1 protein-coding gene is annotated in these 345 nt (G+C 26.1%); it reads left to right on the forward strand.

Annotation, left to right across the window (positions count from 1 at the left end; translation table 11 throughout):
• The coding region (locus tag KHA85_RS20695; RefSeq protein ID WP_272875198.1) for an ABC transporter transmembrane domain-containing protein at positions 1–345 on the forward strand (345 nt) is incomplete at both ends.

Genomic DNA, 345 nt, shown 5'->3' on the forward strand with positions numbered 1-345 from the left:
TTATATGATTCTTGCAATATTAATGGGATTAATTGGTCATCTTTGTGCTAGTTTTATAACTATTTTAAGTGGTTATGCAATTTTAGATGTTTTAGATTTTAATATTGGAATAAATTTAAGTACTATTTTTATTATTATTCTTTTATGTGCTTTGTTTCGTGGCGTTTTTCGATACATAGAACAATCATGTAATCACTATATTGCTTTTAAATTATTAGCATTGCTTCGAGATAAGGTCTTTGTTGCTTTAAGAAAATTGTGTCCTGCTAAATTAGAAGGTCGTGATAAAGGAAATTTAATTGCAGTTATTACCTCTGATATAGAATTATTAGAAGTATTTTATGC

This window comes from Dietzia massiliensis (genome assembly GCF_018390595.1).
GTDB classification, from domain to species: Bacteria; Actinomycetota; Actinomycetes; order Mycobacteriales; family Mycobacteriaceae; genus Dietzia; species Dietzia massiliensis.